Source organism: Rhizobium sp. BK650, from assembly GCF_014195325.1.
Classification (GTDB): Bacteria; Pseudomonadota; Alphaproteobacteria; order Rhizobiales; family Rhizobiaceae; genus Rhizobium.
Window position 1 is genome coordinate 117,674 of sequence record NZ_JACIBK010000003.1, and the last position, 23,258, is coordinate 140,931.

General features: G+C 61.5%; 27 protein-coding genes. 13 read left to right on the forward strand and 14 right to left on the reverse strand.

Translation table 11 applies throughout. The annotated features are described in order from the left end of the window. Positions 1-224: 224 nt before the first annotated feature. The gene (locus FHX15_RS08755; RefSeq protein WP_184397086.1) at positions 225-1,121 is read left to right on the forward strand and encodes a hypothetical protein; all 897 of its coding nucleotides are present in this window, start codon (positions 225-227) and stop codon (positions 1,119-1,121) included. Positions 1,122-1,194: 73 nt separating this feature from the next. Here the strand turns inward: FHX15_RS08755 and FHX15_RS08760 are convergent, their stop codons facing one another. Beyond that, on the reverse strand, positions 1,195-2,172 hold the full coding sequence (locus FHX15_RS08760; protein ID WP_184395610.1) for a nucleoside recognition domain-containing protein: 978 nt from the start codon (positions 2,170-2,172) through the stop codon (positions 1,195-1,197). Between the two features lie 119 nt (positions 2,173-2,291). On the opposite strand from FHX15_RS08760, the gene FHX15_RS08765 reads away from it, so the two are divergent. From FHX15_RS08765 to FHX15_RS08775, 3 genes are all read left to right on the forward strand, one after another. Beyond that, positions 2,292-2,744 carry an Lrp/AsnC family transcriptional regulator gene (locus FHX15_RS08765; RefSeq protein ID WP_184395613.1) on the forward strand — a complete coding sequence of 151 codons (453 nt, stop codon included), beginning with the start codon at positions 2,292-2,294 and terminating at the stop codon, positions 2,742-2,744. Between the two features lie 391 nt (positions 2,745-3,135). After that, positions 3,136-3,831, forward strand: a complete 696-nt coding sequence (locus tag FHX15_RS08770) for a phosphatase PAP2 family protein (protein ID WP_184395616.1) — start codon at positions 3,136-3,138, stop codon at positions 3,829-3,831. Positions 3,832-3,948: 117 nt separating this feature from the next. Beyond that, positions 3,949-5,016 carry a cyclic nucleotide-gated ion channel gene (locus FHX15_RS08775; RefSeq protein WP_184395618.1) on the forward strand — a complete coding sequence of 356 codons (1,068 nt, stop codon included), beginning with the start codon at positions 3,949-3,951 and terminating at the stop codon, positions 5,014-5,016. Between the two features lie 404 nt (positions 5,017-5,420). On the opposite strand, the gene FHX15_RS08780 is transcribed toward FHX15_RS08775, so the two are convergent. From FHX15_RS08780 to FHX15_RS08790, 3 genes are all read right to left on the reverse strand, one after another. Further along, the gene (locus FHX15_RS08780) at positions 5,421-5,972 is read right to left on the reverse strand and encodes a dual specificity protein phosphatase family protein (RefSeq protein WP_312861815.1); all 552 of its coding nucleotides are present in this window, start codon (positions 5,970-5,972) and stop codon (positions 5,421-5,423) included. A 159-nt stretch (positions 5,973-6,131) separates the two neighbouring features. Further along, complete coding sequence (locus tag FHX15_RS08785) at positions 6,132-7,499, reverse strand: sensor histidine kinase (protein WP_246778904.1); 1,368 nt, start codon at positions 7,497-7,499, stop codon at positions 6,132-6,134. A gap of 159 nt (positions 7,500-7,658) precedes the next feature. Next, complete coding sequence (locus FHX15_RS08790; RefSeq protein WP_184395627.1) at positions 7,659-8,336, reverse strand: winged helix-turn-helix domain-containing protein; 678 nt, start codon at positions 8,334-8,336, stop codon at positions 7,659-7,661. On the opposite strand from FHX15_RS08790, the gene FHX15_RS08795 reads away from it, so the two are divergent. Continuing rightward, the gene (locus FHX15_RS08795; protein ID WP_184395630.1) at positions 8,335-8,568 is read left to right on the forward strand and encodes a hypothetical protein; all 234 of its coding nucleotides are present in this window, start codon (positions 8,335-8,337) and stop codon (positions 8,566-8,568) included. The genes FHX15_RS08790 and FHX15_RS08795 overlap by 2 nt on opposite strands. A gap of 11 nt (positions 8,569-8,579) precedes the next feature. On the opposite strand, the gene FHX15_RS08800 is transcribed toward FHX15_RS08795, so the two are convergent. Further along, the gene (locus FHX15_RS08800) at positions 8,580-8,846 is read right to left on the reverse strand and encodes a DUF2277 domain-containing protein (RefSeq protein WP_184395633.1); all 267 of its coding nucleotides are present in this window, start codon (positions 8,844-8,846) and stop codon (positions 8,580-8,582) included. 115 nt (positions 8,847-8,961) lie between these two features. Further along, a complete protein-coding gene (locus FHX15_RS08805; protein ID WP_184395636.1) occupies positions 8,962-9,366 on the reverse strand; it encodes a DoxX family protein in 405 nt (134 codons plus the stop codon). Between the two features lie 203 nt (positions 9,367-9,569). On the opposite strand from FHX15_RS08805, the gene FHX15_RS08810 reads away from it, so the two are divergent. Next, positions 9,570-9,974 carry a YkvA family protein gene (locus FHX15_RS08810; protein ID WP_184395638.1) on the forward strand — a complete coding sequence of 135 codons (405 nt, stop codon included), beginning with the start codon at positions 9,570-9,572 and terminating at the stop codon, positions 9,972-9,974. A gap of 59 nt (positions 9,975-10,033) precedes the next feature. On the opposite strand, the gene FHX15_RS08815 is transcribed toward FHX15_RS08810, so the two are convergent. Continuing rightward, positions 10,034-11,143, reverse strand: coding sequence for a sulfite oxidase (locus FHX15_RS08815; protein ID WP_210290637.1), 1,110 nt, complete (start codon positions 11,141-11,143; stop codon positions 10,034-10,036). Positions 11,144-11,529: 386 nt separating this feature from the next. Here FHX15_RS08815 and FHX15_RS08820 point away from each other — a divergent pair, with 386 nt between their 5' ends. Continuing rightward, a complete protein-coding gene (locus tag FHX15_RS08820; protein WP_184395644.1) occupies positions 11,530-11,865 on the forward strand; it encodes an antibiotic biosynthesis monooxygenase family protein in 336 nt (111 codons plus the stop codon). A gap of 147 nt (positions 11,866-12,012) precedes the next feature. Beyond that, entirely contained in the window at positions 12,013-12,549 is a 537-nt protein-coding gene (locus tag FHX15_RS08825; protein WP_246778905.1) for an AAA family ATPase, read from the forward strand. 133 nt (positions 12,550-12,682) lie between these two features. Here the strand turns inward: FHX15_RS08825 and FHX15_RS31720 are convergent, their stop codons facing one another. Continuing rightward, positions 12,683-12,919, reverse strand: a complete 237-nt coding sequence (locus FHX15_RS31720) for a hypothetical protein (RefSeq protein WP_125846463.1) — start codon at positions 12,917-12,919, stop codon at positions 12,683-12,685. 428 nt (positions 12,920-13,347) lie between these two features. Between FHX15_RS31720 and FHX15_RS08830 the strand changes: the two genes are divergently transcribed. Then, the gene (locus FHX15_RS08830) at positions 13,348-14,103 is read left to right on the forward strand and encodes a COG4280 domain-containing protein (protein ID WP_184395647.1); all 756 of its coding nucleotides are present in this window, start codon (positions 13,348-13,350) and stop codon (positions 14,101-14,103) included. After that, on the forward strand, positions 14,100-14,318 hold the full coding sequence (locus FHX15_RS08835; RefSeq protein ID WP_184395649.1) for a hypothetical protein: 219 nt from the start codon (positions 14,100-14,102) through the stop codon (positions 14,316-14,318). The genes FHX15_RS08830 and FHX15_RS08835 overlap by 4 nt, the downstream gene beginning before the upstream one ends. 154 nt (positions 14,319-14,472) lie before the next feature. Here FHX15_RS08835 and FHX15_RS08840 read toward each other — a convergent pair whose 3' ends face one another. Continuing rightward, positions 14,473-14,991, reverse strand: a complete 519-nt coding sequence (locus FHX15_RS08840) for a hypothetical protein (RefSeq protein WP_184395652.1) — start codon at positions 14,989-14,991, stop codon at positions 14,473-14,475. 317 nt (positions 14,992-15,308) lie between these two features. On the opposite strand from FHX15_RS08840, the gene FHX15_RS08845 reads away from it, so the two are divergent. Further along, positions 15,309-15,605, forward strand: a complete 297-nt coding sequence (locus FHX15_RS08845) for a YkgJ family cysteine cluster protein (RefSeq protein WP_184395654.1) — start codon at positions 15,309-15,311, stop codon at positions 15,603-15,605. On the opposite strand, the gene FHX15_RS08850 is transcribed toward FHX15_RS08845, so the two are convergent. Further along, positions 15,518-15,748: a hypothetical protein gene (locus tag FHX15_RS08850; protein WP_184397194.1), complete on the reverse strand. Its 231-nt coding sequence runs from the start codon at positions 15,746-15,748 to the stop codon at positions 15,518-15,520. The two genes, FHX15_RS08845 and FHX15_RS08850, sit on opposite strands and share 88 nt — an antisense overlap. A 218-nt stretch (positions 15,749-15,966) precedes the next feature. Continuing rightward, a complete protein-coding gene (locus tag FHX15_RS08855; protein WP_184395657.1) occupies positions 15,967-16,527 on the reverse strand; it encodes a transglutaminase-like cysteine peptidase in 561 nt (186 codons plus the stop codon). A 191-nt stretch (positions 16,528-16,718) separates the two neighbouring features. Here FHX15_RS08855 and FHX15_RS08860 point away from each other — a divergent pair, with 191 nt between their 5' ends. Then, positions 16,719-18,197 carry a hypothetical protein gene (locus tag FHX15_RS08860; RefSeq protein WP_184395660.1) on the forward strand — a complete coding sequence of 493 codons (1,479 nt, stop codon included), beginning with the start codon at positions 16,719-16,721 and terminating at the stop codon, positions 18,195-18,197. Positions 18,198-18,818: 621 nt separating this feature from the next. Further along, positions 18,819-20,417: an arylsulfatase gene (locus FHX15_RS08865; RefSeq protein WP_184395663.1), complete on the forward strand. Its 1,599-nt coding sequence runs from the start codon at positions 18,819-18,821 to the stop codon at positions 20,415-20,417. Positions 20,418-20,825: 408 nt separating this feature from the next. Here the strand turns inward: FHX15_RS08865 and FHX15_RS08870 are convergent, their stop codons facing one another. The 3 genes from FHX15_RS08870 to FHX15_RS08880 form a co-directional block, all read right to left on the reverse strand. Further along, on the reverse strand, positions 20,826-21,278 hold the full coding sequence (locus FHX15_RS08870) for a DUF3597 domain-containing protein (protein ID WP_184395666.1): 453 nt from the start codon (positions 21,276-21,278) through the stop codon (positions 20,826-20,828). A gap of 206 nt (positions 21,279-21,484) precedes the next feature. Next, on the reverse strand, positions 21,485-22,213 hold the full coding sequence (locus tag FHX15_RS08875; protein ID WP_184395669.1) for an SOS response-associated peptidase: 729 nt from the start codon (positions 22,211-22,213) through the stop codon (positions 21,485-21,487). Positions 22,214-22,380: 167 nt separating this feature from the next. Further along, positions 22,381-22,668, reverse strand: a complete 288-nt coding sequence (locus FHX15_RS08880) for a hypothetical protein (protein WP_184395672.1) — start codon at positions 22,666-22,668, stop codon at positions 22,381-22,383. Between the last annotated feature and the right edge of the window lie 590 nt (positions 22,669-23,258).

A 23,258-nucleotide genomic window follows, 5' to 3' on the forward strand; every position in this document is an offset into this window, starting at 1 on the left:
CTCCTGGAACAAACAGCATCCGGCGACGTTCGATCCCTCGCGAACACATTCAATTCACGGAGGATTCTCAAATGGGTCGCGGTATTCTTCTCTGGCTTCTGGGTATCCCGTTGCCGATCGTCATCCTGCTCGTTCTCTTCATGCGATAGGAGGCTGCCATGTCTCTTGCTGAAGACAGGTCCGTTGCCGAAGGCTCTGGCCTCGAAAGCGGGCGGACCGGCCTGATGCCGGTCGAGTCATCGAAATCGGCCATGGCCTGGGGGCCGATCATCGGAGGCGCCGTGGCAGCGACGGGCATCACGCTCATTCTCCTGCTGCTAGGCTCCGGCGTGGGGCTGACGATGGTGTCCCCCTGGTCGGGACAGAGCAACTCGGCCACAACCATCGGCGTCACCGCGGCAATCTGGCTGGTTGTCGTGCAGTGGCTGGCTTCCGCCCTCGGCGGATATCTGACCGGGCGTCTGAGGACGAAATGGGCGGCAATCCATACGGACGAGGTCTTCTTCCGCGATACCGCGCACGGCTTCCTCAGCTGGGCGCTCGCGACGGTCTTCGTCGCCGGCTTTCTGGCATCATCGCTGACCTCGCTTGCCGGCGCTGGGGCAAGTGCCGCCGGCCAGGCCGCGATGGCCGCCGGTGTCGCCGGAGGCTCCGCCGCGGCGGCCTCGGCTTCGGATACGAATTCGACGGGGCCCGGCCTATCCACCGCCTATTTCACCGATGCGCTGCTGCGGCCGCAGAATATCGCCAATCGCGCCAACGAGGATAATGGCGCGGCCGCGGCCGAGATTTCCCGCATCCTGCTGCAAGGCGCCGTCAACGGCTCGGTGCCCGACGGCGACAAGACCTATATTGCCGGCATCGTCTCGGCCCGCACGGGGCTTTCGGAAGCCGATGCCCGCGCTAGGGTCGATACCGTGCTGAAGCAGATCGACGATGCCAAGACCGCAGCAAAAGCCGCCGCCGACAAGGCCCGCAAGGCGACTGCGACTTCGGCGCTGATCGGCTCGTTGTCGCTGCTCGTCGGCGCCTTCATCGCCGCTGCGGCTGCCGCTTTCGGCGGACATCAGCGCGATGAGGAGGAAGATCTGGTTGCGGTGAGCCGCGGGCCGCTGGTGTAAACAGAGGCGGGTAAGCCTCCTTTCGTACCGCGTGTCAGGCATGCGGTACGACAGCCTCGGGACATCTCTGGAATTATCGCCGTTCGGCTGCCATGTATCTCAACCGGAACATCTGCGCGAAGAATGCCTCGTCGGGCAGGCGGCGCAAGAGGGCCGCGATCGCCGAGCAGGCCGCAACCGCGAAGAGCAGCCGGCCGGTCAGGACGCCGTGCAGATTGGCGCCGAGCGACATGACCACGATCGTATCCTCGATCACGCTGTGCGCGAAACCCATGAATACGCAGGAGAGAAAGATCTGACGCGGCGCCACCGCGCCCGATCGCGCCTCGCGGATCAGGAGGCCGGCGCCGTAGGAAATGCCGAGAAACAGGCCGATGGCCGTCAGATGCCCGGCCTCGCCGCTGATGCCGGCAAGGCGCAGCACGGGCGAAAGGGCCTTCATCATCAATGCCATCAGGCCGGTCACCCTGAGGATTTCAAGGCCCCAGGAGAGGGTGACGAGGATGAGGAGCATCCAGACCATGGTTTCGGCAAGGCCCCAGGCGTAATCGGACCAGTCCGGCGTTGCGCTCATCGGCAACCAGACAGGAGCGACCGGGGCCGACAGCCAGCCCGTCGCTGCGAGAACATGGTGCAGGATGAAGGCGTAGAGCAGGCCGCCCGCAATGCGCAGCACCGTCGTCGCAATCATGCCCGGGCCGGCCTTCTGGATGATCTTCTGCTCGATCGGCAGGCCGTGGGCGAAGAGAATGAGAGCCGAGAAGACCGTGATATCCGCGATGCTGAGCGAGGAGATGGGAACGAGGGTGAAGACGAGCGGAATTGCGCCCCATATTCCGACCAGCATGCCCGTCAGCCAGGCGAGACCCAGTTCCGGCGGCAGCCCGACCAGGTTCATGACAGGAGCAAAGGCTGGCGCGACCGCTTTGACCACTCCCATTCTTGACAACAGCTCCGTCAGGATGGCGATGGGAACAGTAATGCGGACAAGCACCCAGTAGATGCCAAGTGTTTGTGCGGTATTGCGCTGGATGAAGGACAGGAACGGCATTTGAGACCCCTTTTGCGATGTCTCAATCTGCTAGCTCTATCCGGTTCGAATTTGCGGTCAAAGATTGCATATGTTTGCAATTTTATTGCAAAGGCGCGTCTGGCCGATATGCTGCGAAAATGGATCGTATCGACCGAAAACTCCTGAACCTGATGCAGCGCGATGCTTCGCGCACAAATGTCGACATGGCCGACGAGGTGGGTCTTGCGCCCTCCAGCTGCCTGCGCCGCGTGCAGCGGCTGCGCAAATCCGGCGTCATCGACCGCATCGTCGCGATCCTCAATCCGGCAAAGGCCGGACGTGGCATCAAGGCGCTGGTGACCGTAGAGCTGACGCTGCATGGGGAAGTGCATATGCGCCGCTTTCTCGACATCGCCGTTGCCGAAGAGGCGGTCTCGCACGCCTATTCCGTGACAGGCGAAACCGATGTCGTCCTGATGCTGCGGCTGCGCGACATGGAGGAATTCGACGCGCTCAGCGAACGCCTTTTCCGCGACGAAAACAACGTCGCCCGCTTTTTCACGATGATCGTCATCCGGACGGCGAAAGAGGAGACGGCCATCCGGCTTTGATGGGGGTGGCGGGGGTTGAATGGTTTTGGCCAGAAGATTGACCCCGCCCCAACCCCTCCCCACAAGGGGGAGGGGCTAACCCGGAGCACCGCCTCGCACCTCCCGCAACGCTGAATGTGAGGAAGCAGAGTGCGGCAAGTTAAGCCCCTCCCACCTGTGGGGAGGGGTTGGGGAGGGGTCTTTGCCGGTTGAACAACGCAGCTACTTCCGCTGAATCAGCAGCCCCAGCGGCATCAGGGGCTGACCGGCATCAGGTCGTAGCTCATCAGGCCGGCGGCCACGAGCGTCAGGGTGGCGAGCGAGGCGCGGGCGGCCTTGAGGTGATGAGCCCCTTGCAAAATCAAGGTCCTGCACACAGTTGATGAAGTCAGCGAGCCTGGATGGGAGAAGAATGCAGCGTATCAAGACCTGGCTGAACCAGTATGAGCCGATGACGCTCATCACTTTCGCCTGCCTTGCCGGCGGCCTCTTCCTGCTGCAGCAGCTGACGAGCGAGGTGCTGGAGGGAGAGACGCTGGGCTTCGACCGGACGATCCTGCTTTGGTTGCGCCAGCCCGGCGACCTCGGCCAGCCAATCGGCCCGCACTGGCTTGCTCATGCGATGGGCGACATTACCAGCCTTGGCGGCATCACGGTGCTGTCGATCCTGACGCTGCTCGCCACCATCTATCTGCTGCTCGACCGCAGGACGGCTATCGCCGTCTTCCTGTTCGTCTCGGTTCTCAGCGGCTGGCTGGCGAGTACGGGGCTGAAGATTCTCATTGCCCGCGCCAGGCCGGATATCGTTCCGCATCTCGTCGACGTCAACGATTTCAGCTTTCCGAGCGGCCATGCGATGGTCTCGGCCGTCACCTATCTCACGCTCGGGACGCTGCTGGCGCGCACGCAGCGCTATCGGGCGACCCGCATTTTCGTCATGGGCGCCGGCATCTTCCTCGCCGTCATCATCGGCCTCAGCCGCGTCTATCTCGGCGTGCATTATCCGACCGACGTGCTGGCCGGGTGGGTCGCCGGATCACTCTGGGCGCTGCTGTGCTGGGTCGTCTCGAAGCGCTTCATTGTGCGCGCGGATGGGGAGGGGCTGTGAGGGGGACGGGACGTCTGGCTTGCGCGGTGCGTGAGTTTCTGTCGAAGCCTGTCGCCCCCTTGCGTGCGGCCCGAACGCATCTATTGTCGACGAATGCCGGGCGGTTGGGAGTCTATAATGTCGGCAATGCCTTTCTCGAAGATTTCGACGCCGCTCAATGCGCTGCTCGCTACAATCGGTCTCTTGATCGTTGCCGCCCTGACGACGGAGGGCCTTGCCGGACAGGAGAGGCTTGTCTATGAGCTGCTGCTTGCGGCAATTTGGCTGGCCTATGTCCTCCAATTAAGCGGCACATTGCTGTCACGGCGACACCGCTTGTCGGTCGGGATGCCGGCTCTCGTAATCGATCTGCTCGCGGTTCTGGTTCCGGCTGCTGCATTCTTGTTCGTTGGCTCCCGCGATCGAAACCTCTTTTGCGCCATTTGGCTTCTCAAGCCGTTGCGCGACTCGAGCTTTTTCAGGTTGCTGGCAAAGGTAGTCGCGAATGAATCGCGCAATCTGCTTGGCGTGACATCGGTGTTTGGCATCGTTCTCTTCGGTGCTGCGTTGGCCGGTTATGTCATCGAGCGAGACGTGCAGCCCGACAGGTTCGGCAGCATTCCGCAGGCAATGTGGTGGGCGGTCGTGACGCTGTCGACGACCGGCTACGGTGACGAAATCCCGCAGACCCTTGCAGGTCGGGTTCTGGCCGGATTGGTGATGATGAGTGGGATCGGTATTTTTGCACTTTGGGCCGGCATCCTCGCCACCGGCTTCTACGAAGAGGTTCGCCGCCAGGACTTCGTCCGCAACTGGCAATTGGTCGCTGCCGTACCGCTGTTCCAGAAGCTCGGTTCAGCAGCCCTGATCGAGATCGTTCGGGCGTTGCGACCGCGTATTGTCCCCGCCGGTGCCGTAATCTGCCGCAAGGGCGATGTTGGCGATCAGATGTTCTTCATTGTCGAGGGGCGGGTCACCGTGGCGACATCCGACCATCCAGTGGAACTCAGCGCCGGAAACTTCTTTGGCGAGATGGCGCTGATCACCGGCGAACCGCGCTCAGCGACGGTCAGCGCAGCAACCGAGGTATCGCTGCTGTCGCTCTACGCCGTGGATTTCCAGATGTTGTCGAGCAGTAGTCCTGACATCGCGGAGACCATCCGCAAGACGGCGCTGGAGCGGCGGGGCGGGCCGCCGAAGGAATAATCCAGGCAGGTGGGTTTACCCTGCTCATGGCGCAGGATAGCTGCGCCGGTCGCGGTCCGTACTGTCGAGTGCGGATGGAAGATACGGCGAGCGCTATCTCTCCTCCGTCATTCTCTCCTCGTGCTGGCACGAGGGATGTCACAGGAATCCAGCCGGCTTGCGTCGGCAAGCCGAAAAGACGCTTGAAAAACAGCGACGACGCAGATTCCGCATCGAGGATATTTCCTGTTATCTCATGAGGCACCGAGCTGCCGCACGTGTAAGAGTCTTCCGCCGCGTGGACACGCGGCTGCTGGATTCCTGTGACGAGCACAGGAATGACGGGGAGGGAGAGGCTTCGGTGCCACAAGAGAGCTTCGGGCGAGAGGGACAGTCTGCTTTGCCAATCCCAAAAGGAGCAAGCCCTAACTATCGATCCCGAAAACCTTCTCGAGCTTTTCCCAGCTCACATCCATGGCAAAGGCTGCCGAGAGATAGGGGATGCCGATATGGCCGTAGCGGACTGAGAGTTGCTCTTCGGCGGTTGCCTCGTCGAGGCCGGCGATCTGCTGCAGGTAGAGGACCGAGACGAGGCCGGTGCGGTCGGCGCCGGCCTGGCAGTGGATGAGGATCGGCTTTTGGGCGTTGCGCAGCAGGGCGAGAAGCTCGTGCGCCTGCTCGTACGTCACCTCCGTGGAGGCTGAAAGCCCGTAGTCGATATGGGTGATACCAGCCTTTTTCGCCGCTTCGGTCTCCTTGAGGTACCAGTCGGCGCTGTCTTCGCCTCGCAGGTTGAGGATCGTCTTGATGCCGTAGCGAGCCGCATATTTGTCGATGTCGGCGGCCGAGGGCTGGGCGGAGCGGTAGAGCTCGCCCGGCAGCACCTCATGGAAATTGCCCGACAGCTGCAGCCCGCCGAGATAGAGGCCGAAGAACAGCGCGGCCGCGCCGAAAGCGGCGAGAGCATGTTTGCAGATACCGGCAGGCTTTCGCTTTCTCTCCCTGCGCAAAACCACCGCATAGTTTTGCGGGAATGTCTCGGTGCTTACGTCCTCCCGGACACCCGGAGGCAAAGCCGCCACGCGCTTCTGCCGGAATTGCGCAAGGATGCTCCAGCGTCTCTTCATGTCCTATCCTCATTGTTGGGCGGGAAAGCGCATGCTAACGCCGAGGCCCGGGTGGCGGTCGTCAAGCGTGATTTCGGCGCCGTGCAAGTCCGCGATCGCCTTGACGAGGCTGAGGCCAAGACCGCTGCCGGGCGTCGTGCGGCTCTTGTCGAGGCGGTAGAGGCGGCGGAAGACCAGTTCGCGCTCTTCCTCTGGAATGCCGGGGCCGTCATCGGCAACGGTGGCGGAAAAGCTGCCGTCGTCAGCCTCGAGACCGAGCGTGATCGATGTCTTCGGCGGACAATGGGTGATGGCGTTTTCCACGAGATTGACGAAGAGCTGGGTCAGAAGCTCGCGGTCGCCATTGACCATGCAGGGGGAGGCCGGCCGGGCGGCGAAGGCGAGCGACTGGCCGTTGTCCTCGGCGACGCTGCCGTAGATTTCCGCAACCGAACTCATGATGTCGGCGAGATCGACCGGCAGGAAACGCGCCTTCCTGGCGCCGGTCTCGATCTGCGAGATGCGCAGGAGCGCCTCGAAAGTGGCACTGATGCGGTCGCTCTCTTCGCGGGCGTCGAGCAGCAAGGCCTGGATATCACCGCCGCGCCCACTCTGCTGCATCGCCTGATCGATGGTCATGCGCAGCCGGTTGAGCGGCGTCTTCAGGTCGTGGGCGATATCCGTGCTCACCTGCCGCATGCCTTCGACGAGGGCCGACAGCCGGTCCAGCGCCTCGTTCATCTGGGCCGCGACGACATCGATATCGTCGCCATTGCCTTCGAGCGGAATGCGCCGGGCAAGATTGCCGGCCGAGACATCGCTCATGGCGCGCTCGATGCCGTCGAGCCGCCGCTGGGCGCGGGCGGCGAAAAAGGCGCCGCCGCCGCAGGTGAGGATGACGATAACGCCGGACGCCCAGACGAAGCTCATAAAGGCGATACGTTCCAGATCGTCGGTGTCGGAATAGCTCTCGCCGACGATCAGCCGGTTGCCGCTGACGGTGCCCGCCTGGATGCGGATGCGGTCATCGCCTTTCACGCCGATATCGGCGGCGTTGATGGTCGACAAGCCGTCTTTTGCCGCAAACAGCGAAACGTTGCCGGCAAGCCGCTCGCCCTTTTCGTTGACCAGCAGGAAAATGCTGTCTTCGGGACTGTTAAGGCGGGCATAGGTCGCCACCGCGGCAACGAAATCTTCGGCGTCATCGGAGGAATAGGTGGAGGCGACGACCGAATAGGTATCGCGCACGGAATCGTCGAGCGCTTGCGCCAGATCGCGTTTCAGGAGCTGATAGGTGATGATGTCGGCCACAAGAAAGGCAAGGATGAAGAGCAGGCCGAACGCAAGCGCCAGCCGAAAGGGTGTGCTCCGCAACAATCTCCATTTTCTCTTCAGCATCGGATTATCCGAAAACCGCCGCACCCTGTTCGGTCCGATGGCTTTCCTTTGAAGCATCGAATTGTCCAAAAATCGCTTCGCACTTTTTGGTTCGATGCTTGGTTTTCCCCGACGCATCGGATTACCCGAAAACCGCTGCACACTTTTCGGTCCGATGCTTTAGCGCGGCACATGCAGGCTATACCCCGTATTGCGCACGGTATGGAGAAGCGGCACGTCGAAGGGGCGGTCGATCTTGGCGCGCAGACGGCTGATATGGGTTTCGACGACGCTGGTCTTCGGGTCGAAATGGAAATCCCAGACCCGTTCCAGCAGCATGGTGCGCGTCAGCACCCGGCCTTCGTCGCGCATCAGCACTTCGAGCAGGGTGAATTCGCGCGGCTGCAGCTCGATCGGCTGGCCCTGGCGCGTCACCTGCCGCCGGATCATGTCGAGCTCGAGGTCGGCGACGCGCAGCACGGTCTTCTGGTCCGGCACGGGCGGGCGGCGGGCCAGCGCATTGACGCGGGCGAGCAGTTCGGAAAAGGCGAAGGGCTTGGTGAGGTAATCGTCGCCGCCGGCCTCCAGCCCCTCGACGCGGTCGTCGACGCCGCTGACCGAGGTGAGGAAGATTGCCGGCGTGCCGATCTCAGCCGCACGCACCGCCTTGATCAGCGACAGGCCGTCGAGGCCCGGCAGCATCCGATCGACGACGAGCACGTCATAGTGTTCGCCTGTCGCCCGCGAAAGCCCGTCGCGCCCATCCCCGACGATGTCGCAGACATGGCCTGCCTCGATCATGCCCTGGGCGATGAAATCGGCTGTCTTTTTATCGTCCTCGACGACGAGAATGCGCATGATCGATCCAAATCCTCACCGAGAACAGGGCAGCAGCTGTCACGACCCACAATTCGCGCAGAATTGTGTCGGCGAACTTATCGAATTCTTACGGATTTGTAAGCCAACAAACGGATCGGCCATCCGCGTTGGGCAGTTGAATGCCGAATTCCGGCCGATCATGCTGACGGCGGTGGCGATTGGCAGGACCGCCGCCGATGATCCGGCGGCCATTGTGGGCTCGGCCCGATAACGGTTACACCCTCATGCGAAGCGGGCCGCCGATCGCGCCCGCGCCTTTGCGGCGACCTCCGCGCGGTCGCGAGGCGGTTGAGACGTCTCCAGCGAATCGAGCAGCTCATGAGCGCATCTGGCGATCGACATGACGGCTTTTTCGAAAGCGGCCTCGTTGCGTTTCGATGGCTTGTTGGTTCCGCTCAGCTTACGCACGAACTGAAGTGCCGCATCATGGATTTCCTCGTCGGTCGCGGGCGGGTCGAAATTGAACAGGGGTTTGATATTCCGGCACATGCGTCGCCTTCCTTCATTGTCTCTGCGCCACCGACATGGCGTGGCCCGATATGAAAGTTAGTCGTGCGACTGCCAATTGCAACGGGATGCGAGGCGAGTCGACATGACAGGCTCCTTAAAGCGGGGCAGGGCGAAGCGCATGGCGACCGTCGCCAAGCAGGAACTGGGCGAGGGACAGAACAATGAGATAGAACGGATATTCCCAGCCGCCGTTCGGTGCGGTGAACACCCAGCCGTTGGCCCAATGAGCCCAGATGATCGCTCCGAGCAGGGCGTGGGTCAGCGCCAGCGCAACCCACCGAGCATAAATGCCGAGCACCAGCATCACGCCGCCCACGGCTTCGGCCGCAAAGGTCACGTAGGCCAGCCATCCCGGCAGGCCGATGGATTCGAAATAGCCCGCCGTGCCGGCAAGGCCGAATGTGAAGAGCTTGAGTACGATGGAATGGGCGAGATACATCGCGCCGAGGCTGATGCGCAGCAGCGTTACGGCATAATCGGTCATGCGTTCCTGGTTCATGGATGGTCTCCGTAAGGGATTAATGCAATTGCATGTATATCGGGGCATGGTTTTGTCGTCAATATAGATGTAATTGCATCTATTATAGGGCGTTCGGCCTGGGCGGTGCTCAGCCTTCTCCTTTCGCCACGCGCGCAGCAATTTTTGTATCCATGGGACCGCTCCTGATATAGCGGTCGTTCCATGCGGCAGCGGAGGGAGATATGGGGCAGCTCTGGGCCGGGCGGATCAGCTCGGCAAAACAATGGGCACGATCGATCAAGCGTGATGTGCTCGCGCTCTGGATAGCTGCTCGCGACCCGCGAACGCCCATCGCGGCGAAACTGGTTGCAGGGGCCGTTGCCGCCTATGCCCTGTCTCCCATCGACCTGATCCCGGACTTCATTCCGGTGCTCGGCTATCTCGACGACCTGCTGATCGTGCCTTGCGGCATATTGCTGGCCATCAGGATGATCCCGGCGCCTCTTATGCAGGAATTCCGCCAACTGGCCGCACAGCAGGAAAGGCGACCCGCCAGCCGGGCTGGCCTGATCGCGATCGTGATCATCTGGCTCGCCATCGCGGCAGCGTCTGCATGGATCGCCTACAGGTATTTTTACGCGTCGTAATAGCTTGCCGCCCCTGAGGTGGCTACGCCAAAAGCCGCCGCTCCGCCCCATCCAGGTGATTAGATCACGAATTCCTCCTCGTACCTCTGTGGCTCGGGGACGACCGTAACCTCCACCGGAATGATCCAATTGGCGACGTAGCTCTCGCAGTCGGAACGCTGGTGGTCGGGCTGCACGCAGCCCGCCGCATCGGTCGCGCGGCATCGCAGTGTGTATTGCCCCACTTCTGCAGGGGTCCAGATGTACTCCCACAGGCGCCATGCAAACGGACGTTCTGTTTCGAGGAGCCTTGCCTCGCGCCAGCCCCTGCCATCTCCGGTGCAGACCTGCACCTGCCGGATAGCAGCCTCTCCGCTCCAGGCGGCTCCGAAAATCCGGTACGGTTGGCCGACGACGAGTTGCGCCCCCTGTACCGGACGCGCGATCTGCGATTTGACCTCCATCTCCGCAAGGGGGATCAGTCTGGGTTCCCCGAGGCTGCGCTCCCAACGGAAATAGTCGCGCGCCTGCCAGTAGCCGAGGAACGGATGCTCCACAACCGTGATATGCGTGATCCACTTGACCCAAGCCATGCCGAACCAGCCGCCCACGACCGCGCGTAGCGGGTAGCCGTGATCGCGCGTCAACGGCTTATCGTTCATCGAATAGGCAAGGATCGTGCTGTCAGCGATGGCCTTTTCAAGCGGCAAGCTGCGCGCAAAAGCGATGGGGCCGGGAGACGCCGTTTTCTTGTTCGTATCGACGACGCCGCTGTCGGCGCCTGCGAGCAGAACCTCACATGCTGTTCGCTTAACGCCCGCCATTTCCAAGATCTCGCGCAGAAGAACACCAGTCCAGGCGGCGTTGCCAACGGCTCCGTTCTGCCACTGCAACCCCTCCCTCGGCGGCACATAATAGACGCGGCCGTTCCCTGCGCACTCGACGACGGCGGTCAAAGTCGTGCTCCGCATTGCCTTGATGCTGTCGAGGTCCAGTGCGATCGGCCGCTCCACCGCCCCGTCAACGCGCAATCTCCAGTCCCGCGCATCGAGATCCGGCGACGGGAAATGGTTTCGCACGAAGAAGAGCTCGGTCGGGATCAGCCAATCGGAGAGCGACGCAAACGGAAACTCGATGTTCGGTGGGGACTTCTGTCGAACTATCAGGCTGGGCTGCTGTGGTGTCGGCATCGTCCTCGTCTCCCCCTTCAAGAGCACATCGTCGGCTCTCGGCCGCGCGAATTCCGGTTCGGTCACACCGCCCCTCGCAGTGCGTCTGTCGCATTCAGTCTCCGGGCCGCATTCTAGCACAGGTTCCTCGGACGACCTCGAATGGCGGCAAAGCATATCGGGCAAATGTGTGCAGCGGTTTCGCGGCGACGACACGCGTAAAAGCAAAAGGGCCTGAAAGCGGTCATCGCTGTCATCTGCTTCTGGAACCGATGCCAGCAGGCCAATGAGGGCAGTGGAGGGCAAGTTTTTACGCCGGCATCCTGCCTGCCGCTTGATCGCTTCGGTGGCCGGTGGGCAGAGTGTGTTCTTTCCGTCGCTTCTGCCGACAACACAGAGGAAAGCAAATGCACACATCCGCCCTACCGGAACCACCATACTATATGGTCAGCTTCAGCTCGCAGCGAACGGATGTAGATGATGGCTATGGGGAGATCGGTTACGCAATGACCAATCTTGCAAGTCAACAACCGGGTTATCTCGGCTTCGAAAGCGCTCGCGGCGCAGATGGCTTCGGAATACTGATATCGTTCTGGAAGGACGAAGAAAGTATCCGGGCATGGAAGGGCGTCGTCGATCATGTTGAAGCACAGCGCCGAGGTCGCCAAGACTGGTATTCAAAATACGAAATTCGCGTCGCTCTTGTGCAGCGAGCTTACGGCTTTGACAGCGAGAACCAATAGGCTGCGATTGCCGCGTTATGGAAGCGCAACTTGATGTCCGCTTTGCGCCGAAAGCTGTCATATGCTTGTTCTCACGGAGCCACGAGGGCAGTCGACAGGCCGGCGCTGATCACAACGGTTGGTTCGCGCCATAGCAGACATCAAACGATGATTGCCTACACTCGGTCAGCGAGGATGCGGATGCTTATCATTTTGGGCGGATTGCCTGGTTCCGGCAAAAGCACGGTTGCGCAGGCCTTGGCGACGCGAATAAAGGCCTGCTATCTGAGGGTAGATACGATCGAACAGGCAATTCGCTCTTCCCTGCCGTTGGAGGAAGGAAGCGATGTCGGCCCGAGCGGATATGTGGTGCTCTATCAGTTGGCGCTTGATAACCTGCGGCTCGGTCATAGCGTTGTCGCCGATTCCGTGAACCCCTTGGCGATCACCCGAAACGCATTCAGAAACGTCGCGGGTAAAGCGAATAGTCCATTCATCGAGGTCGAAGTCGTTTGTTCCGATGCTGCGACCCACCGTCGTCGCGCCGAGACGAGGGTGGCCGCCGTCGAAGGCCTGAGCCCGCCCAGCTGGGCCGAAATCCAGGCACTGCATTACGAGCGATGGGAGCCCGATCTACGGATTGATACGTTCCATCTGTCTGTGGAAGAAAGTGTAGCGGAGATCGCGAGGTTCCTGGACCGATGACGGCAATGGGCCGACAGCGGCAGGCAGTGCACGCCGGTGCCTGTAGCATCGCGTAACCTCTATCCGGCTGCTCATGGATTGGTGCGAAATTCCCACATGGTTGCGACCGCATCGATGGCGTCGAAATCGACAACTAGCGACGACCGACGCGGTTCACTGGACCACCCTTATTGACAGCAGTTCCGTGCGTCACCGTACCACGCGCTGCCCGAGCAACCGGGCGCGGCCTCAGCACCACCCCGGGTCTGACGACGCAGCCCGCCGGATAACTGATATATTGACAATAGACGACAGCATTTGCGGTATCCATGGGCGGCGCCGTAAATCCAATCGTAAGAAAGGCAAGTGACGCGGCGGCAATTCTTTTCATATCGTCCTCCTATATCCTCGATACTTCCCCGGAAGTACTGCGGTTGCTCCCACTTCCACGGGTTGGCCTGCGGACTGATCAATGACATTGGACAAGCCATGGTGCGCACGAACACTTTGACGATGCGGAGCGTCAGAACTGGTCATGGCGGGCCCTCCCGCAAACGGCCGTATCATAACATTCGAACCAATTCTCGGCCCGTAACATCACGTAGAATCCGGTTCCGTGCCGAGATGCCTGCGGCTGGTGATCAGCGTCGCCGACGGCTTTGGATGTCTCCTTTGGCCGAAAGCGGTCATCGGTCTCATCTGCTTCTTTGCATGGAGCCGATGCCGGCACGCCCATGACGGCAGTGGACAGGCCGGGTTTTCCGCTGGCATTCTGGCCCCCGCTTGCCTAGCCCTTCGATGAAGAAAACCGAGGTGACGATGACGACGATCACGAGCATAACTTCGACGATGACTGCCTCCTTCCTTGGCTCCTTCGTGGAGGTCGTGGAAGCGTTCACCATCATCCTGGCGGTCGGCGTGACACAGAGCTGGCGGCCTGCCTTTATCGGCACGGGGCTGGCGCTCGCGGTCCTTGCCGTGCTGGTGCTGGCCTTCGGGCCCTTGCTCGGCCTGATCCCGGTCGAAATCCTGCAATTTGCCATCGGCACGCTCCTGATCCTGTTCGGCATGCGGTGGCTGAGAAAGGCCATTCTGAGAGCCGCTGGCTTCATTGCGCTGCATGACGAGGAGAAGGCCTTCGCCGCGGAGAAGGATGCGCTTGCTCGCCAGTCTGCCGATCGGCGGGCCGATTTTCTGGCCGGCACGGCCGCCTTCAAGGCGGTGCTCCTGGAAGGCGTCGAGGTGGTCTTCATCGTCATTGCCACCGGCACCAAGCCCGGCATGTTGCCCTATGCGGCCATCGGGGCGCTGGTTGCCTGCATCGCCGTGCTCGTCATCGGATTGCTCGTCCATAAGCCGCTATCGTCGGTGCCGGAAAACACGCTGAAATTCATCGTCGGTCTGCTCTTGACGGCCTTCGGCATCTTCTGGGTCGGCGAGGGGCTCGGCACGGCATGGCCGGGTGAAGACCTGTCGCTGCCGGTGCTCTTCCTCGGGCTCGCCGCCTTCTCCTTCATCGCGGTCCGGTGGCTGCGCCAGTATCACGATCTGCATGCGGAGCCCGTCGCCCGATGAACATTCTGAAGATCGCCTTCAAGGAATTCATCGGCATGTTCATCGATGACGGGGCGCTAGCGCTGTTCAGCCTGCTGCTCGTGCTCGGTGTGGGGCTTGCGGTAAAATCCGGCCTGATCGGCCCGACGGCGGGAGCCGTGCTGCTCGTCGCCGGCTGTCTCGTCGTCCTTGCGGAAAGCGTGACGCGGGCGGCGAGGCGCAAGTTCAAGCGCTAATGAGTGAGGGTTCCGGGCGCAAACCTCGCCCTTCACAATCCAATCCCTACCGCCCGGCGATATTGCCGATCTCGATCCCATCCTTGCAGAACTCCGTGCAGTCTCCGCTAATGCTGCCGTCGCTCCATCTGCATTCGGAATCGGAGGGGACGGGTTACCGGCGTCTTTCCCGCGCCGCCGCCAGAATGAGCGGTGCCGCGGCGGTGGCGAGGGAGCCGAAGGGCAGCCGCTGCAGGAGTTTGCCGACGCAGAAGGCTGCGGCCATGGCGCCTGATAGTTTCAGCCAGGGATAGTCGCCGAGCTGCGCATGGGCGCTTGCATCCGCCCAGCGGATATTTTCTTCTACGACACTGCCCGCCCGATTGCGGATGATATGGAGCCGGGCGCGCAGATTGCCGATTTCATCGCGCACGTCCTCGATCTGCCGCTGCAGTTCCTCGCGGGCGGCGGCCCGCTCGATATCAACCAGGGTCTCTTCGGTCAGCACATCCTCGGCAACCGCATCCAGATAATCCTCAAAGGCCGCCTCGCTGGCAAAACCTTCGGTCGTCTTTTTCGCCGATGCACCGTCTGACGGCGCAACGTCGAGGGGGGCGGCAGGGGCGGCGGGCATGGGCTCGCCGATTTCTGTTATCTCTTTTCTGCCTTCGGGGGCGCCCGTGATATTCGCCATTTCGGCCTCCTTGCTTTCTGCGAAGTACAAACGTTCGACGCGGTAAAAGGATGCATTTCGGGGACGGGCGACATCGGCATTGAAGGGCCGACTTATTCCGCAAGCCCCGCGGCAAAGAATTGATCCGGCGGGCGACAGCCTGCGGGTGGAAGCGCTCTGCCATACAAGGGGCGGCCATACGAGGTGACGGGGATACGAGGTGACGGGGCGCTTTTTCTATTCCGGCCCCCGCGTGCTGCCGAGGGTTGCTGTCTGGACCGGCATCGAGCCATGGACATTTTTTGCATCCCCGGCAGTGATAGTGCTAAGAGCGGGTCATGACCTTATCAACAGAGTTAGACTGTCAGGCCTGCGGCGCGTGCTGTTCCTATTCGAGCGAATGGCCGAGATTTTCAACCGAGAGCGAAGAAGACCTCGATTTGCTGCCGGTGCATTTCGTTGCGGCAGACCAGTTCGGCATGCGCTGTGATGGAGAGCGGTGCTCCGCGCTTTCAGGCACCGTGGGTTCGGACGTATCGTGCATGGTCTACGACATCAGGCCGGACGTTTGCCGCGCTTGCCTTCCGGGCGACGACGCCTGCTTGATGGCGCGTACCGCCCACGGGCTGATGTAGATCAAATACTGTCTCGAGCCGTGCCATTCGATCGTTGACCTCATGAAGGTGATCGAATGGATGCGAGCCTTGCCGAACACAAGGAGCTTGCCGCCTGCTCCTTCTTCGCGGTCCGGTGGCTGCGCCAATATCACGATCTGCATGGGGAGCCAGTCGCTGGCGGAAAGCGCGACGCGGGCGGCGAGACGCAAGTTTAGGCGATAATGGGTGAGGGCTTTGGGTTGGCGTCCGCACTCGGAGCCCCTTATCCGCCCTTCGCGCACCTGCCCGGGGTAGAGCCGCGGTCTCGACCCGTCCTTCGGACCCCGAGGGGAGAAGGGAGTAGCGGCCGCTTGGCGATCGTGGCCAGTCGTCGGTCCACTTACGAAAATTCGTTCGCCCTCGGGCCGGCGAGCGTCACGCGCCATGTCGACCGTTTGAGGAAATCCTGGGTCGCAAGAAAGGTGTAGGGCGTGGCTCGCCAGGGTTTTACCGCATTGTTGAGATTATCGAGCACGTAATCGCCATCGTCCATGCGGGCGATCAGCACGACGTGGTTTTCGTCGCGCAGGCCGATCACCACCGAGAGCGCCAGGCGGTTGGCGGGAAAGCCGGCGTCGATCAGATCCTTCATCTTCTGCAGGGCGTAATCTTCGCAATCGCCCTGTCCGCCGACCGGCAAGGTCCAGGTATCGGATGAGACATCTTCCACCGACCGGACGCGCTCATTGACGGCGCGGGTGACCTTGCGCAGCAGCGACATGCTGGGACCGGCGGCCGCATGGGCAGGCATTTCATGGCAGAGCCAGCGGTATCGGGCGCAGGCGGAAGCAAAACCCACCGGTGCACCGATGCTTCTGGCGATGGGTAAAGGCTGGCCGGCAAATGCCTGAAATTGCGCGGGAAAGAAAACAAACGAAACAAGACAAACAAGCCACCGCATGAATCACCCCTCTATTGCCTGCGAGAAGGATAACACAGTTTGTACTAAAACTTTAATAAAAATCATTACTTGCGTAATTAACTATAGATTAAGAACTTGTGCCGTTATCCACCGTTTATTCTTGGAATTAACAGTCTGCTAATATAAAAACTCCCCTCATTAACAAACTGTTAACCTTGGGGAGAAAACAGATGTTCCGTAAAGCAGCGAAGTATAGCGTTGCCGTTGCTTACCTTCTGGCAAGCAGCAGCCTCACGATGGCCGCGCCGGCAGTTGTCAACTGCGCCAAGGCTGCGCCTGGCTCGATCGAGGCCCGGCTGTGCCTGCCGACGAAATCCATCCGCACCGATAAAGACAGCCGCACCGTCAACAACGACGGCAGCGGCAACTTCGGCTCAAACAGGCAGGCATCGAACAGGAACCCTTCCGGCAGCCAGGGCAATCAGGGCGGTAGCGGCTCCGGCAATAGCGGCGGCGCGGGCTCCGGCAATGGCGGCAGCACAGGCTCCGGCGGCGGCGAAGGTCCTGGCGGCGGCGAAGGCCCCGGTGGTGGCGCTGGTCCTGGTGGCGGCGAAGGTCCCGGTGGCGGCACAGGCCCTGGTGGTGGCGAAGGTCCCGGTGGTGGCGAAGGTCCTGGCGGCGGCGCAGGCCCGGGTGGTGATCATGGCGGCAAGGATCACGGCGATCATGGCGGCAAGGGCCACGGCGATCACGGCGGCAAGGATCACGGCGATCACGGCGGCAAGGATCATGGCGATCACGGCGGCAAGGATCACGGCGATCACGGCGGCAAGGATCACGGCGATCATGGCGGCAAGGATCATGGCGATCGTGGCGGCAAGGATCACGGCGATCACGGCGACAAGGACCATGGCGATCACGGCGACAAGGACCATGGCGATCGCGGTGAGAAGGACCACGGCGACCGAGGTAACAAAGATCATGGCAATGACGGTCCCGGCTGGGGCCAGGGCAACGACCACCCGCACAATGGCGGCTCGAACAAGGGCGACAAGGGCGACAAGGGCGGTTCCAACGGCGGCGGTAATAGCGGCGGCGGCAGCGGCAACAACGGCGGCGGCAGCAGCGGCGACAACGGCGGCGGCAATAGCGGCGACAACGGCGGTGGCAATAGCGGCGGCAGCAGCGGCGGCAGCAGCGGCGACAACGGCGGCGGCAATAGCGGCGACAACGGCGGTGGCAATAGCGGTGGCAACGGCGGCGGCAATAGCGGCGGCAACGGCGGTGGCAATAGCGGTGGCAACGGCGGCGGCAATAGCGGCGGCAATAGCGGTGGCAACGGTGGCGGCAACAGCGGTGGCGGCAACAGCGGCGGCAACGGTGGCGGCAACAGCGGTGGCAACGGTGGCGGCAGCAGCGGCAACAACGGCGGCGACAACAGCGGTGGCAACGGTGGCGGCAGCAGCGGCAACAACGGCGGCGACAACGGTGGTGGCAACAGCGGTGGCAATGCGGGCGACAATGGTGGCGGCAATGCTGGCGGCAACGGCGGTGGCAATGCTGGCGGCAACGGCGGTGGCAATGCTGGCGGCAATAGCGGCGACAACGGCGGCGGCAATGCTGGCGGCAACGGCGGTGGCAACGCGGGCGGCAATAGCGGCGGCAATGCCGGCGGTGGCTCCCACGGTGGTGGCAAGGGCGGCAAATAGCGCCTGGCAGGTGGCGACCGCTACCATGGGTGATCGGGGGCGCTCCAACCCGATCCAGAGCGGAAGGAGGGGCTTCATAAACGAAGCCCTTCTTTCAAAAGCATAACGGGATGCGGCCCGGCGACGGCATCAGTCGCCAGTATTTGCCGGGCGCATACCCTTTCCTCCCTCGTTCCTGTGTCGGCGTGCTGGCGTAAGATATGTCACAGGAATCCGGTTGATGGCTCGCATGTATCGCGTAGAGCCATCCGCGCCGAGGGCATCGGGCGCGCCGGGTCTCCGGACATTCTCGGGCTGGGCCGGGGAGGCGGAGATGAGGGAGGAGGGGTCTTCAGGGCGATCCAAGATCGGCATAAGCCGGCACATGCAAGCAAAATCAGGGCTTCAGGGATGAAGCCCTTTTTTTATTTCCTTATGACAAATACTGCCCAGTTATTGCAAATACTTCCGCGCGAGCTCAGGTTGTGCGATAATAACGGCGCTCTGCATTTACTGAGAAATCTACGGGAAAGAATGACGGCACGTTGTGCCGGCATGGGCGGGAGGCTGTCCTGAATTCAGGCCGCATCCGGCGCAACCGGCCCTGGCCGCAGTCCAGGGTCTCCGAGGGAGGAAAATCAGATGAAAGCAGCAACTTGTATCGCGGCGGCGTTGACCGTCGGGGCGGTTCTCCTGAGCAGCACGTCGATCGTCCAGGCGCAGGAGCAACCGAAGCCCAACATCGTGTTCATCATGGGCGACGATATCGGCTGGTTCAATATCGGCGCGTACAATCAGGGCATCATGGCCGGCAGGACGCCGAACCTTGACCGGATGGCATCGGATGGCATGCGCTTTACCGATTATTACGCCGAGGCGAGCTGCACGGCGGGCCGCGCGAACTTCATCACAGGCGAGCTGCCGATCCGCACCGGGCTGACGACTGTCGGCCAGGCGGGCGCCACCCTGGGCATGCCGGACGAAGCGCCGACCATCGCCACCGTCCTCAAATCGATGGGATATGCCACCGGCCAGTTCGGCAAGAACCACTTGGGGGATCTCAACCAGTTCCTGCCGACGGCGCACGGGTTCGACGAATTCTTCGGCTATCTCTATCACCTCGATGCGATGGAGGACCCCTGCCATTCCACCTACCCGCCGGCGGTAAAGGCGATGGTGGGCCCGCGAAACATGGTTCACAGCTATGCGATCGACAGGGACGATCCCACCGTTCAGCCGCGTTGGGGCAAGATCGGGAAACAGAGGATCGAGGATGCCGGCGAACTCTGCCCGGACCGCATGGAGACGGTTGACGACGAGATACTGGCGAATGCGCTCAAATTCGTCGACCATGCCCGGCAGGAGCAGAAGCCCTTTTTCCTCTGGCTCAATCCCACGCGCATGCACGTGGTTACGCATCTCTCCGACAAATACGAGAAGATGCGCACACCCGAGAACGGCTGGTCCCTCGAGGAAGCCGGAATGGCGCAGCTCGACGATATCGTCGGCTCGGTCATGAGCTATCTGAAAGACAACGGGCTTGAGAACAACACGATCATTGCCTTCTCGACCGATAACGGTACCGAGAACTTCACCTGGCCTGACGGCGGGCAGACCCCGTTTGCGGGTGGCAAGGGAACGGTCATGGAAGGCGGCTTCCGGGTTCCGATGATCATCCGCTGGCCCGGCCACATACCGGCAGGCAAGGTGGAGAATTCCATCGTCTCGGGCCTGGACTGGTTCCCGACTTTCGTCGCAGCGGCCGGCAATCCTGATATCGTCGCCGAATTGCAGCAGGGCAAGCAGATCGGGGACCGGACCTACAAGGTGCATCTCGATGGCTATGACCAGACCGACCTGATCACCGGCAGAGGCCCGTCGCAGCGTCATGAAATCTTCTATTTTGCCGAATCCACGCTCGGTGCAGTGCGCATCGACGATTTCAAATACCGGCTTACAGACCAGCCGAATGGCTGGTTCGGCGCCACGGTCAAGGTCGACTGGCCGATCCTGCTCAATCTCCGCCTGGACCCGTTCGAGCGCACGGGCCTTGGCCAGTCCCTCTTTGCGAAGGATTGGTGGGCTTATGAGTTCTGGCGTTACGTTTTCCTGCAGCAGGAGGTGGCGAAGGCCGCTCAGACCTTCCTCGACTTCCCGCCGATGCAGAAAGGCGCAAGCTTCAATCTTGAGGCGTTGAAAGAGGAGTTGGGCAAGAGGATGGCCAGCCAGGCGGCGCGGTAGTCCTCGCGCTGGAGCGCCGTGCGTCCATTCGGACGCACAAAGGACGCTCTACTTTTTGAATCTACGCATCAGGCCTCCCGAAAATCGATTCCGATTTTCGGGCCGATGCTCTAGACCTTGATGGCCGAATCCACCAGGTCGGTCGGCAGCGTGATCTCCAGTTCTCTGGCGGCATCAGATTGACGATCGCGGCGGATATGCTGAACGGGAATCCTGGCAATTTCGATCCCGATTGTTCAGCCGGGCAGATGTCTGACAGAGCCTAAAGCAGCACACACAAGAAAACGGAAGCTGTCAGCTATCATCCCGGTCCGAAATGCCGATCATCAACCCGGTCGTTCGGGAGCGGTCCCAACCGGCTGCATGCCGGCGCTCTCAATCCAGGCAGCGCCGGCTGCGGCCTGACGCTCAGTCGAGAAGGTCGGCCGGCACCTTGCCGCCGTTTTCCGACAGTTTCTTCATGAGCGCCTTATGCAGGAAAATGTTCATTTTCGCGCTGTCGTTGCTGTCGCCGCTGTAGCCGAGTTCGGCGGCAAGCTCCTTTCGTTCCGCGAGGCTCGCGTCCATTCCGAGCGCCTTCATCAGGTCGACGATCGAATGGCGCCAGTCGAGCTTCTGGCCCGACTTCTTGACGGCTGCGTTCAGGATCTGCTCGATATCGGCCGGGCGCGTTTCTGCCGGCGGCGGCGCACCGGTCGCCGGTTCCGTCACCAGCGCGGCAGGCGCTGCCTGGCTGGAGGTCGGCTTGGCACCTGCGGCGGGCGCAGGCGCGGCTTGCGGGGCGGCGGAAGCGGGCTGGGAAACAGGGGCGGCCTGCGCTTTGCCGAATATCGCCTGTTTGATGCGGTCGAAGACGCTCATGGGATACCCTCCTTTGTGGTTGCGGACTGGGAGACGCCGGTTCCAATCCTTGACCTCAGGAGAACTAGGGTGGGGAAGCGATCCGCAAAGTCTCTCCGGCTGCAGTGCTTCGAACGCCATCAGACCCGAACGGGCAAATCTTCGCGATGAGAACAGGCTCCTCCTGGGGCGAATGCCCCTCGATACCGGTAATCCGCACGATGAAGTCAGAGCAGAGTCGGTTCCGGATCGGGGTCGTCGGCCACTTCCTCGATGATCTCGGGACTGTCGTTCCTGGGCGATCCAACGCCTTTGCCGATTTTCCACATCGTCATCAACTCGGCCGGGAAGGGCCTCATCAGGTCGTGAGGATCCGGTTCGGACGAAAGCCAGCGCTCGTAGTCCGCCCGGTGCAGGATGACAGGCATGCGATCATGGATCGTCGCCATCATTTCATTGGGTTCGCAGGTGATAATGGTGAAGGTCTTGAGGTCGATGCCGGTCTCGGGATCCTTCCAGATCTCCCACAGGCCTGCGAGCGCGAAGGGGGAATCGTCCTTCATCGCTATGGCATAAGGCTGCTTGTTTTTGCCCGTGCCGAAGATGTCCTTCCATTCGAAGAAGCCATTGATCGGCACAAGGCATCGCCGCGATCTATAGGCGGTCTTGAACATCGGCTTCGTCGCGATATCCTCGCATCTGGCGTTGAACGGCGCGTTCATGCCCTTCTTCCAGAAGCGCGGCTTGAGCCCCCAGCTTGCGGCCTCGAAAATATGCCCAAATGTATCGGGTTCGCGCACCAGAGACCTGATAATGATGGGATAATCCTGCGACGGAGCGCCATTCCAGCGGGGGAACCGATTGCCGAGCGCATCGATGTCGCCGCCCTTAACGGCAAAGGCGAAGTTTCTGATCAGCTCTTCAAGCGTGGTTTTGACGTAAATGCGTCCGCACATGCCCGGTCTCCGTTGTTCTCAAAATGTTCACGGGCAGGCGGTTGAGTCAATGTATCATATTAGTTGTGACTTAAGCGCGGATGCAAGGCGGTTAAGGCGGCGTGGGCCCCACATGGTGTGCGCAAGCCTTGGAGCGACAGCGCTCTCGATTATCTGGCGACGGGTCTTCAATCCCCGTTTCCATTCCGGACGAATTGCCACTCGATACCGGTAATCCGCGTCGGCTTGACGATGTGCATGCGCGCCTGCAAGAGCCGGAGGGTCGGGACGAGTTTTTGGGGGTCTGCGATTTCCGCGGGGACGGGTCTGCCCATCTCTTGATAATGCAGTTCCATTTCTTCGCGAAAATCCCGGATATCGAACGTGTCTATTCCTGCATTGTACCAGTCTACCAGGATGACATCACAGACAATATCAAGGCTGTTCGGATCGTCGGCGTCGAGCAAAGGCGGCATTGGCGGACCTTCTGAAGATGGAGCTCATCCTTAAGTGTCCCTCCCGAGGCGTCTTTTCTGGCGCAGTGTCGTCGGATGGCTGGCGAACGTTTTGGGGGCTCGCCACCCAGCACCAAGACGAGCCCCGGCCCCGGTGCTGTTTCATCTGCGCCTCCACCGCGACAATTCGATTAGACCTCCGCGCGTCAAGGACAGCAATTCAACCAGTTGGGTTAGTTCAGCTGCCTGTGGCAGAGGGGCTCTGTTTTCGCGGGTTTTTTTCTGCCTGGAGCGCGGGAATAAATCTGTGGATAAAGTCGGAACGGCGCATTTGGGTTAGCCCGTAGGGGGACGGTCGGTTCGCTCCGGTGATGTCAACTCGATATTTCGGCGGCGCGGTGACTGGGTCATCCGCATCAAGAGATCTTCGGCCCGGCCAGTTGCGGCCGTTGGGCGAGGGCAGGCCGCGCGAGATGATCCCGCCTTCGGCTCCGCGTGCCGCCTCCTTGAGGGGAATGCAGCGTTCCAGCCGGGTCCCGGATTGACGAGGGCATTTTTCGCCTTAATAGGATCGAGCCGAGATGGGCGGCAAGCGCAGAACAAAGGGAGAG

What these genes read in the sequence shown, in the direction of transcription:
- FHX15_RS08810 (WP_184395638.1), top strand. Translation starts at nt 9,570, where the DNA reads ATGGGGCAGCTCTGGGCCGGGCGGATCAGCTCGGCAAAACAATGGGCA.
- FHX15_RS08775 (WP_184395618.1), top strand. Translation starts at nt 3,949, where the DNA reads ATGTCGGCAATGCCTTTCTCGAAGATTTCGACGCCGCTCAATGCGCTG.
- FHX15_RS08835 (WP_184395649.1), top strand. Translation starts at nt 14,100, where the DNA reads ATGAACATTCTGAAGATCGCCTTCAAGGAATTCATCGGCATGTTCATC.
- FHX15_RS08770 (WP_184395616.1), top strand. Translation starts at nt 3,136, where the DNA reads ATGCAGCGTATCAAGACCTGGCTGAACCAGTATGAGCCGATGACGCTC.
- FHX15_RS08860 (WP_184395660.1), top strand. Translation starts at nt 16,719, where the DNA reads ATGTTCCGTAAAGCAGCGAAGTATAGCGTTGCCGTTGCTTACCTTCTG.
- FHX15_RS08850 (WP_184397194.1), bottom strand. Translation starts at nt 15,748, where the DNA reads ATGCAGATCGTGATATTGGCGCAGCCACCGGACCGCGAAGAAGGAGCA.
- FHX15_RS08880 (WP_184395672.1), bottom strand. Translation starts at nt 22,668, where the DNA reads ATGCCGCCTTTGCTCGACGCCGACGATCCGAACAGCCTTGATATTGTC.
- FHX15_RS08875 (WP_184395669.1), bottom strand. Translation starts at nt 22,213, where the DNA reads ATGTGCGGACGCATTTACGTCAAAACCACGCTTGAAGAGCTGATCAGA.
- FHX15_RS08815 (WP_210290637.1), bottom strand. Translation starts at nt 11,143, where the DNA reads ATGCCGACACCACAGCAGCCCAGCCTGATAGTTCGACAGAAGTCCCCA.
- FHX15_RS08840 (WP_184395652.1), bottom strand. Translation starts at nt 14,991, where the DNA reads ATGGCGAATATCACGGGCGCCCCCGAAGGCAGAAAAGAGATAACAGAA.
- FHX15_RS08855 (WP_184395657.1), bottom strand. Translation starts at nt 16,527, where the DNA reads ATGCGGTGGCTTGTTTGTCTTGTTTCGTTTGTTTTCTTTCCCGCGCAA.
- FHX15_RS08765 (WP_184395613.1), top strand. Translation starts at nt 2,292, where the DNA reads ATGGATCGTATCGACCGAAAACTCCTGAACCTGATGCAGCGCGATGCT.
- FHX15_RS31720 (WP_125846463.1), bottom strand. Translation starts at nt 12,919, where the DNA reads ATGAAAAGAATTGCCGCCGCGTCACTTGCCTTTCTTACGATTGGATTT.
- FHX15_RS08830 (WP_184395647.1), top strand. Translation starts at nt 13,348, where the DNA reads ATGACGACGATCACGAGCATAACTTCGACGATGACTGCCTCCTTCCTT.
- FHX15_RS08795 (WP_184395630.1), top strand. Translation starts at nt 8,335, where the DNA reads ATGATCGATCCAAATCCTCACCGAGAACAGGGCAGCAGCTGTCACGAC.
- FHX15_RS08760 (WP_184395610.1), bottom strand. Translation starts at nt 2,172, where the DNA reads ATGCCGTTCCTGTCCTTCATCCAGCGCAATACCGCACAAACACTTGGC.
- FHX15_RS08865 (WP_184395663.1), top strand. Translation starts at nt 18,819, where the DNA reads ATGAAAGCAGCAACTTGTATCGCGGCGGCGTTGACCGTCGGGGCGGTT.
- FHX15_RS08790 (WP_184395627.1), bottom strand. Translation starts at nt 8,336, where the DNA reads ATGCGCATTCTCGTCGTCGAGGACGATAAAAAGACAGCCGATTTCATC.
- FHX15_RS08755 (WP_184397086.1), top strand. Translation starts at nt 225, where the DNA reads ATGCCGGTCGAGTCATCGAAATCGGCCATGGCCTGGGGGCCGATCATC.
- FHX15_RS08785 (WP_246778904.1), bottom strand. Translation starts at nt 7,499, where the DNA reads ATGCTGAAGAGAAAATGGAGATTGTTGCGGAGCACACCCTTTCGGCTG.
- FHX15_RS08845 (WP_184395654.1), top strand. Translation starts at nt 15,309, where the DNA reads ATGACCTTATCAACAGAGTTAGACTGTCAGGCCTGCGGCGCGTGCTGT.
- FHX15_RS08805 (WP_184395636.1), bottom strand. Translation starts at nt 9,366, where the DNA reads ATGAACCAGGAACGCATGACCGATTATGCCGTAACGCTGCTGCGCATC.
- FHX15_RS08870 (WP_184395666.1), bottom strand. Translation starts at nt 21,278, where the DNA reads ATGAGCGTCTTCGACCGCATCAAACAGGCGATATTCGGCAAAGCGCAG.
- FHX15_RS08820 (WP_184395644.1), top strand. Translation starts at nt 11,530, where the DNA reads ATGCACACATCCGCCCTACCGGAACCACCATACTATATGGTCAGCTTC.
- FHX15_RS08825 (WP_246778905.1), top strand. Translation starts at nt 12,013, where the DNA reads ATGATTGCCTACACTCGGTCAGCGAGGATGCGGATGCTTATCATTTTG.
- FHX15_RS08800 (WP_184395633.1), bottom strand. Translation starts at nt 8,846, where the DNA reads ATGTGCCGGAATATCAAACCCCTGTTCAATTTCGACCCGCCCGCGACC.